Annotated in this window: 7 protein-coding genes and 1 rRNA gene; 7 read left to right on the top strand and 1 reads right to left on the bottom strand. The window is 76.3% G+C overall.

The window, feature by feature from the left end; genetic code table 11:
* The 7 genes from rrf to recN form a co-directional block, all read left to right on the top strand.
* Positions 1–89 (top strand): 5S ribosomal RNA (gene rrf, locus AB0B41_RS27050); the annotation flags it as partial.
* Between the two features lie 441 nt (positions 90–530).
* Positions 531–3,002, top strand: a complete 2,472-nt coding sequence (locus tag AB0B41_RS27045; protein WP_358208132.1) for a hypothetical protein — start codon at positions 531–533, stop codon at positions 3,000–3,002.
* Complete coding sequence (locus AB0B41_RS27040; RefSeq protein ID WP_358208130.1) at positions 3,002–3,994, top strand: HAD-IIA family hydrolase; 993 nt, start codon at positions 3,002–3,004, stop codon at positions 3,992–3,994. The genes AB0B41_RS27045 and AB0B41_RS27040 overlap by 1 nt, the downstream gene beginning before the upstream one ends.
* Positions 3,995–4,094: 100 nt before the next feature.
* Complete coding sequence (locus tag AB0B41_RS27035) at positions 4,095–4,292, top strand: hypothetical protein (protein ID WP_358208128.1); 198 nt, start codon at positions 4,095–4,097, stop codon at positions 4,290–4,292.
* A gap of 25 nt (positions 4,293–4,317) precedes the next feature.
* Positions 4,318–5,121: a TlyA family RNA methyltransferase gene (locus AB0B41_RS27030; RefSeq protein WP_358208126.1), complete on the top strand. Its 804-nt coding sequence runs from the start codon at positions 4,318–4,320 to the stop codon at positions 5,119–5,121.
* Positions 5,118–6,038, top strand: a complete 921-nt coding sequence (locus tag AB0B41_RS27025; protein ID WP_358208124.1) for an NAD kinase — start codon at positions 5,118–5,120, stop codon at positions 6,036–6,038. The genes AB0B41_RS27030 and AB0B41_RS27025 overlap by 4 nt, the downstream gene beginning before the upstream one ends.
* A gap of 88 nt (positions 6,039–6,126) precedes the next feature.
* Positions 6,127–7,905: a DNA repair protein RecN gene (recN, locus tag AB0B41_RS27020; protein ID WP_358208122.1), complete on the top strand. Its 1,779-nt coding sequence runs from the start codon at positions 6,127–6,129 to the stop codon at positions 7,903–7,905.
* Between the two features lie 144 nt (positions 7,906–8,049).
* Here the strand turns inward: recN and AB0B41_RS27015 are convergent, their stop codons facing one another.
* Positions 8,050–8,253 carry a cold-shock protein gene (locus tag AB0B41_RS27015; RefSeq protein WP_358208120.1) on the bottom strand — a complete coding sequence of 68 codons (204 nt, stop codon included), beginning with the start codon at positions 8,251–8,253 and terminating at the stop codon, positions 8,050–8,052.
* Positions 8,254–8,472 lie beyond the last annotated feature (219 nt).

The raw sequence follows: 8,472 nt of genomic DNA, 5'->3' as shown, positions 1-8,472 counted from the left end.
CCGGTCCCATCCCGAACCCGGAAGCTAAGCCCTCCAGCGCCGATGGTACTGCACTCGCCAGGGTGTGGGAGAGTAGGTCGCCGCCGACATCAAACATCGAAGAGCGTCCCCACCGGGCAGGTGGGGGCGCTCTTTTTCGTATCTTCTCCGACGGCTGGAATCGCGCTCGCGATCACGGCCAGCGACGCGACGAGAACTGGAATTCCAGAGTGACTGATCGGGATGACAAGCGGGACGACCGCCGTGAGGGCGGTCCGCGCGGCCGCTCCGGCGACCGCCGCGACCGCGACGACCGCCGCGATGGCCGCCGAGACGATCGGCGGGGCGCCGGCCGGGTAGGGACCGGTTGGGGCGGTTCGGACGACCGGCGTGGCTCGCGCGACGACCGGTCCGACGCCCGGCGTGGCTCGGGTGGAGACCGCGGACGCGGCGGTTTCCGCGGCCGCGAGACGGGCCGGGACGACCGAGCCGGTGACCGCGGACGTGACGACCGCCCGGCTCGCGGCGGTCGCAGCGAGGCCAGCGAGAAGGTGTTCGTCGACCGCTGGGGCAGCGACGACCGGCGCGGTGGCCGGCCGCAGCGCGACGACCGGCGCAGCGGGTACGGACGCGACGACCGCCAGGGTGGGCGGGGCGACCGTCCGCGAGGGAACTACGGCGACGACCGCCGGGGCGGCTACTCCGACCGCCGGGACCGGTTCGACCGCGACGACCGCTCGGGCGGCTACCGGCGCGACGACCGTCCCCGCAGCGCGCCCCCCGGCGACCGTCCGCGCAACGACCGCGACGACCGCCGCGGTGGCTACTCCAGCGGCAGCCACGGCTCCCGCGACCGGAATGGGCGTGGCGACCGCGACGACCGTCGCGGCTCCTTCACCCGGGACGACCGCACTGAGCGCGGTGGCGGCCGGGACTTCCGAGACTCCCGCGGTCAGCGCGGCGACCGGGACGACCGGCGGGGCTCGTTCGACCGCGACGACCGTCGCGGTGGCCAGGACCGTGGTCCCCGGGGAGGCGGCCGCGACGACCGCGAGTCCCGTGACGTCCGCGGCCCGCGGGGTGACCGCGACGAGCGTCGTGAGTTCCGCTCGGGTCCGCGCGACGACCGCCGTGGCGGGTTCGACCGGGAGGACCGCTCCGGCGGCTTCCGGCGCGAGGACCGTCGCCGGGGCGTCGACCGGGACGACCGGCGGGGCTCGTTCGACCGCGGCGACCGCTCCGGCGACTTCCGCCGTGACGACCGTCCGCGGGGCCGCGACCGCGACGACCGCCGCGGTGGGTTCGACCGGGACGACCGGTCCGGCTTCCGGCGGGACGACCGTCCCCGGGGCGGCGACCGCGACGACCGCCGCGCCGGCTACTCGCGTGGTGCCGGTGACCGTGGTGGCCGGTTCGATCGCGAGAGCGGCACGCGCGGGTTCGGCCGCGACACCCGTGGGGGCGACAGCGACCGCCCGGAGCGGGGCGGCCCCCGCGACGGCCGTAGTGACGACCGCCGTGACGACCGCCCCGCCGCCTTCCGCCGGGAGGAGCGCGAGTCCCGCCCGGACCGTGGCGACGGGATCGGCGGGCCGCACCGCGGGGACCGGGGCACCGACGTCCGCGACCGCGGGTTCGAGCGGCGGGAGCGTCCGGCCGGGGGCGACCGCGGCTACCGCGGGGAGCGGGTCGGGCCGGTGCGCGGGCGTCGTGACGGCGGCCCCCGTGACGGCGACCGCCCGGGCCGCGGTCCGCGGGACCGCGGCGATCGGGGCGATCGTGGCGGTGACCGGGGTGGCGACCGCGAGCGGCGCGAGCGCCGCCCCGAGGGCGTGTCGACCTCGTTCATGGCCGAGCCCGAGCTGCCGGAGGGCGTGCGCCCCAACGAGCTCGACGCCGACGTCCGGCGCGACCTGCGGGGCCTGCAGAAGGAGACCGCGGAGAAGGTCGCCCTGCACCTGGTCGCCGCGGGCATGCTCGTCGACGACGACCCCGAGGAGGCCCTCGAGCACGCGCGGTACGCGCGGAAGCGGGCGTCGCGGATCGCCGTGGTCCGGGAGGCTGCGGGCATCGCGGCCTACCACGCCGGCGAGTGGAACGAGGCGCTCGGCGAGCTGCGGGCGGCCCGGCGCATGGGTGGCGGGCCCGGGCACATCCCGGTGATGGCCGACATCGAGCGCGCGCTCGGCCGGCCCGAGCGCGCCCTGGAGCTGGCACGCGGTCCGGAGGCCAAGGAGCTGGGACACGCCGAGCGGATCGAGCTCGCGATCGTCGCGGCCGGTGCCCGGCGGGACCTCGGGGAGATCGACGCCGCGGTCGTCGGGCTGCAGGGGGCGGACCTGGACCCGCGCAAGCGGGACCCGTGGAGCGCGCGCCTCTTCTACGCCTACGCCGACAACCTGCTGGCCGCGGGGCGCGAGGCCGACGCGGTGCAGTGGTTCGTCCACGCCGCGGACGCCGACGCCGCGGGCGAGACCGACGCGCGTCGCCGGCTCGCCGTGCTGACCGGCGAGGAGATCGAGGACGCCGACGACGGCTTCTCGATCGGCGAGGTCCACGAGGAGGACGACCCCGCCGCCGCTAGTCCCGGCGCGGACGACGAGCTCGACGCGGACGAGGACGAGACGGACGAGGACGAGGAGCTCGAGAACGACGAGCTCGAGGACGACGAGCTCGAGGACGAGAGCGACCTCGACGAGACCGACGAGCTCGACGAGAGCGACGTGCTCCACGAGACCGACGAGACCGACACCGACGCCGACCTCGCCGACGAGGAGGCCGACCTCGACGAGCTCGACGAGGACGACGACCTCGACGAGTCCGACGAGCTGGACGACGACGTCGACGAGAACGACGAGCTCGACGAGCTCGACGAGGACGAGGACCTGGAGGTGGACGGCGAGGAAGACACTCCCCGCCCCACCCTCGTCGCGCAGGAGTCCGCCGAGCCCGACGAGGACGGCGATCCCGAACCTCCGGTCGACACCTGGCCCGCGGAGGGTCCGGAGGGTGAGCCGTCCTGATGAGCGACGACCTCCTCTCCCGGTTCGACGTCCTGCTGGTGGACCTCGACGGCACCCTGTACGCGGGGCCGTCGGCGGTCCCCGGCGCCGTCGAGGCGATCGCGACCGCGCAGGACCGCGGCGTGCGGACCTCGTACGTCACGAACAACGCCTCGCGCCGGCCGTCGGACGTCGCGGCGCACCTCGCCGAGCTGGGTTTCCCGGCGACGACCGAGGACGTGCGCACCAGCTCCCAGGCCGGGGCCGCGATGCTCGCCGCGCAGCTGCCGGAGGGCGCGCGGGTGCTGGTCGTGGGGACGAGCGCGCTGGCGGAGGAGGTCACCCGCCGGGGTCTGCGGGTCGTGGACTCGGCCGACGACGCCGACGCCGTGGTCCAGGGCCACTCGCCCGACACCGGCTGGCGGAACCTGGCCGAGGCCACGCTCGCCATCCGGCAGGGTGCGCTGTGGGTCGCGACGAACGTCGACCCCACGCTCCCGACCGACCGCGGGCCGATGCCCGGCAACGGCTCGATGGTCGGCGTCGTGCGGATCGCGAGCGGGGCGGAGCCGCAGGTCGCGGGCAAGCCGGCGCCGACGCTGATCCAGGAGGCGCTGCGGGCGTCGGGTCGTGAGCGCGGGCTGGTGGTCGGCGACCGGCTCGACACCGACATCGAGGGCGGCAATGCGGCGGGGCTGCCGACGCTCGTCGTCCTGACCGGGGTGTCGACTCCGCGGGAGGTGCTCGAGGCGCACGAATCGCAGCGCCCGACCTACCTCGGTGCGAACCTCGGCGCGCTCTTCCAGCCGGCCGAGGACCTCGCCCCGGGCAGCCGTGACGGCTGGGCCGTGGGCGACGACCTCGTGCTGTCCGGCGAGGGCGACGACCTCGACGACCTCGACGCCCTGCGGGCGCTCTGTGCGGTCCACTGGGCGGCCGGCGGGGGAGCGGCGCGGGTGCGGGCCGAGGGCGATGCGGCCCGGGCCGCCGTCGACCGGCTCGGCCTGGCGTGAGCGGGGCCGGGCGCGCCCGTCGCGGCCCCGGTGCCCGCCTCGGCTACCGTGGCGATCACGCCGACGCCGTGAGTCGGACCCCGACCGGAGAGCTCGACCGATGACCGTCCCCCTGCCGGGCGACCCGCGCCCGATGTCCGCGCGCCCGCTCGAGGCCGTGCGCGCCGACGTCGAGGCCGCCCTCGGCGCCCTTGAGGCCGTCGCCGAGCGGCCCGCGGAGGAGCACGTCGCGGCCTTCGAGCGGGTCCACGCCGCGCTCGGCGCCGCGCTCGCGGCCGGCTCGCCCGAGCGGGCCTGAGCGGCGAGAACAGGCGAGGACCGCCGTGCCCACCCGTTCCCGGCTCGACGCCGAGCTCGTCCGCCGCAAGCTCGCGCGCTCGCGCCAGCACGCGGCCGAGCTGATCGGCGCGGGCCGCGTCACCGTCAACGGGCTGCCCGCCGGCAAGCCCGCGACCCAGGTCGACCGGGCGACCCCCGTCGTCGTCGAGGAGCGGGCGGACGAGCCGGAGTGGGCCTCCCGCGGCGCCCACAAGCTGCTCGGGGCGCTCGACGCCTTCCCCGACGTCCCGGTGGAGGGCCGGCGCTGTCTCGACGCCGGGGCCTCGACCGGGGGGTTCACCGACGTGCTGCTGCAGCGGGGGGCGCGCGAGGTCGTGGCCGTCGACGTCGGGTACGGCCAGCTGGTCTGGCGGCTGCAGTCGGACCCGCGGGTGCACGTGCACGACCGCACCAACGTCCGGGCGCTCGAGCCGGACGCGATCGGCGGGGTCGTCGACCTCACCGTCGCGGACCTGTCGTTCATCTCGCTGCGCACCGTCCTCCCCGCCCTCGTCGCGTGCACGGCGCCGGGTGGCACCCTGGTACCGATGGTCAAACCGCAGTTCGAGGTGGGCAGGGACCGGCTGGGCACGGGCGGGGTCGTCCGCGACCCCGAGCTGCGGCTCGCCGCGTTGACCGAGGTCGCCGACGCCGCGCGGGCCCTGGGGCTCACCGTGCGCGGCGCCGTCGCGAGCCCGCTGCCCGGCCCGTCGGGCAACGTCGAGTACTTCCTGCGCCTCGCCCGCGGCGAGGGGGAGGACGTGGGCGACGCGCCGCTCGCGCGGGCCGTCGAGGAGGGCCCCCGATGAGGGAGGTGCTGGTCGTCCTGCACGCGGGGCGCGCGACGAACCGGCGGGTCGCCGCCCGCGTCGCGCACCGCCTGGCGAAGGACGGCATCCGGCTGCGGGTGCTCGCGGACGAGTGGGCCGAGGTCGACAACGGCACCGACATGCCTCCGGAGCTGCGCCCGCTCGTCGTCGACGGCACGCCGGCGTGCGCGGCCGAGACCGAGGCCGTCCTCGTCCTGGGTGGCGACGGCACCCTGCTGCGGGCGGCCGACCTGGCCCGGCCCGCGAAGGTGCCGCTGCTCGGGGTCAACCTCGGCCGCATCGGCTTCCTCGCCGAGGCCGAGCAGGAGTCCCTGGGCGAGGCGCTCGACGCGATCGTGGCCGGGCGCTACGAGGTCGAGGAGCGCATGACGATCGACGCGGTGGTGCGCCACCGCGGACAGGTCCTCGACCAGACCTGGGCGCTCAACGAGGGCGTGGTCGAGAAGAGCACCCGCGAGCGGATCCTCGAGGTCATGCTGGAGATCGACGGCCGACCGGTCTCCAGCTTCGGCTGCGACGGCGTGATCTGCTCGACCCCGACCGGCTCCACCGCGTACGCCTTCTCCGCCGGCGGGCCGCTGATCTGGCCGCAGGTCGAGGCGATGCTGGTGGTGCCGAGCAACGCGCACGCGCTGTTCGCGCGGCCGCTGGTCGTGTCGCCGTCGAGCCACGTGGCCGTCGAGATCGACGCGACCGGGCCGCCCGCCGTCCTCGACTGCGACGGCAGGCGGGTCATCGACCTCCCGCCCGGCGCCCGCGTCGAGCTCTGCCGTGGCGTCGAGCCGGTCCGGATGATCCGGCTGCAGGCGCAGCCCTTCGCCGACCGGCTGGTGCGCAAGTTCGACCTGCCCGTCCGCGGCTGGCGCGGCGCGCCGGAGATCCCCGACGAGCACTGAGCCGCCCGCGACCCTCCGGACACGCCCGGACACGTCGCGCCGCGGTCTGTGCGCGGATCTGTCGGGGGCGGCCCGTATCGTGCGGCCCATGCTGGCCGAGATGCGCATCCAGGGCCTCGGCGTGATCGACGACGCCACGCTCGAGCTGGACCCGGGCCTCACCGTGCTGACCGGTGAGACCGGTGCGGGCAAGACGATGGTGGTGACCGGGCTGTCCCTGCTGGGCGGCGGCCGGGCCGAGGCGTCGCGGGTCGCCGAGTCCGCGTCGCGGGCCGTCGTCGAGGGTCGCTTCGAGCGCAGCGGCGCCGCCGCGCTGGAGCTGGCCGAGGAGGTCGGCGCTGAGGCGGACGAGGACGGCACCCTGATCGCGGTGCGCACCGTGTCGGCCGACGGACGGTCTCGCGCCCATCTCGGCGGACGGTCGGTCCCGGTGGGTGTGCTGGGCCGGCTCGCCGAGGCCACCCTCGCCGTCCACGGGCAGAACGACCAGCTCCGCCTGCTGCGCCCCGCGGACCAGCGCGCGCTGCTGGACCGGTACTCGGGGGACTCGGTGGCCAAGCCGCTCGGGGCGTACCGGGAGATCCGCGCGGAGTGGCAGGCCGTGTGCGCCGAGCTCGTCGAGCGCCGGGACAACGCGCGCCGGCTGGCTCAGGAGGCGGACATGCTCCGCCACGGGCTGACCGAGATCGAGGCGGTCGCGCCGGAGCCGGGGGAGGACCGCGAGCTCGTCGAGGAGGCGAAGCGGCTCGCCGCGGCGGACGACCTGCGCGAGGCCGCCGGGCTGGCCCGCGCGATGCTCTCCGGCTCGGACGACGGGGAGACGCCCGGCGCCGTCGGGCTCGTCGGCGAGGCGCGCAACCGCCTGCACTCCGGCGGCGACCCGGAGCTGGTGGCGCTGGACCCGCGGCTGGGGGAGGCCCTCGCCGTGCTGACGGACGTCGCGGGCGAGCTGTCGTCGTACCTCGACCGGCTCGACGCGGATCCGGAGCGGCTCGCCCAGGTGCTCTCCCGGCAGGCCGAGCTCAAGGCGCTGACCCGCAAGTACGCCGCGGACATCGACGGCGTGCTGGAGTGGGCCGCGCAGGCGCAGGAGCGCCTCGCCGGGCTCGACACCTCGGACGAGGCGCTCGCCGCGCTGGCCGCGCGGCGGGACGCGCTCGCCGCCGACCTGGCCGGGCACGCGGCGGCCCTGAGCGCCGCGCGGGCCGAGGCCGCCGGCCGGCTCGCCGCGGACACCACCGCCGAGCTGGGCGGGCTCGCGATGAAGGACGCGGAGCTGCACGTCTCCGTCGCGCCGCGGGCGGCCACCGGACCCGAGGCGGCCGACGCGCTGCTGGTGGAGGGCCGCTGGGTGGTCGCCGGGTCCGACGGGGTGGACGAGGTGGAGCTGCGGCTCGTCCCGCACCCCGGCTCGGCGCCGCAGCCGCTGCACAAGGGCGCCTCGGGCGGCGAGCTGTCCCGGGTGATGCTGGCCCTCGAGGTCGCGCTCGCGGGCGCGGACCCGGTGCCGACCATGGTGTTCGACGAGGTCGACGCCGGCGTGGGCGGTCGCGCCGCGGTCGAGATCGGCCGCCGGCTGGCCCGGCTCGCCGCGCGCCACCAGGTCATCGTGGTCACGCACCTGCCGCAGGTCGCCGCCTACGCCGACCGGCACCTCGTGGTGCAGAAGAAGCGCGGCGAGGGCATCACCCGCAGCAGCGTGCGCACCCTGCCCGAGGCCGACCGGATCGTCGAGCTGGCGCGGATGCTCGCGGGGCTCGACGACACCGACACCGGCCGTGCCCACGCCGAGGAGCTGCTGGCCGCGGCCCGCACGCACCGCGAGCAGGACCGGGCCGAGCCCCGCAGGCGCCGTCGGAAGGGCTAGAGCTGTTCTGCCCTCGGCGGGAGGCGTCGCGGTCCGCTCAGGGCCCGGTCCCAGGCCGTCACGTGATGCGTGCACTGGACAGGGGCCCGAGAACGGCGGAGCCCGCCTCCCTGACGGGAAGCGGGCTCCTGGGCGTGGGTCCGCTCAGATGACGCGCACGCCGGTGGCCTGCGGGCCCTTCTGGCCCTGGCCGACCTCGAACTCGACCCGCTGGCCCTCGTCGAGGCTGCGGAAGCCGCCGCCGTCGATCGCGGAGTAGTGGACGAAGACGTCGGCGCCGCCGCCGTCCTGCTGAATGAAGCCGAAGCCCTTCTCACCGTTGAACCACTTCACGGTTCCCTGTGCCATGTCTGCTCCTCGCTGGTGCTGGGCTCGTCCGCGACGTGCGGGGCCCGGCCGACCTTGATGGGAGCGATTCCGGCGTCCTCGTGACGCCGTCCCGCACTCCACCGCTTGTTCTCGCGAGCGTGCAGGACACGAACCTCGAAAACCGAACGACCTACTTCCCCCAACGGTCGAAGGCACGCGGAAGTTCCCGATCGGCGCATCTTTCTCGTCGCCGCTGGT

It is taken from the genome of Pseudonocardia sp. NPDC049154, assembly GCF_040648315.1.
In the GTDB taxonomy this organism is placed as follows: domain Bacteria; phylum Actinomycetota; class Actinomycetes; order Mycobacteriales; family Pseudonocardiaceae; genus Pseudonocardia.
The sequence above is the reverse complement of the archived record's forward strand: the minus strand, read 5'-3'. Positions and strand labels throughout refer to the sequence as shown.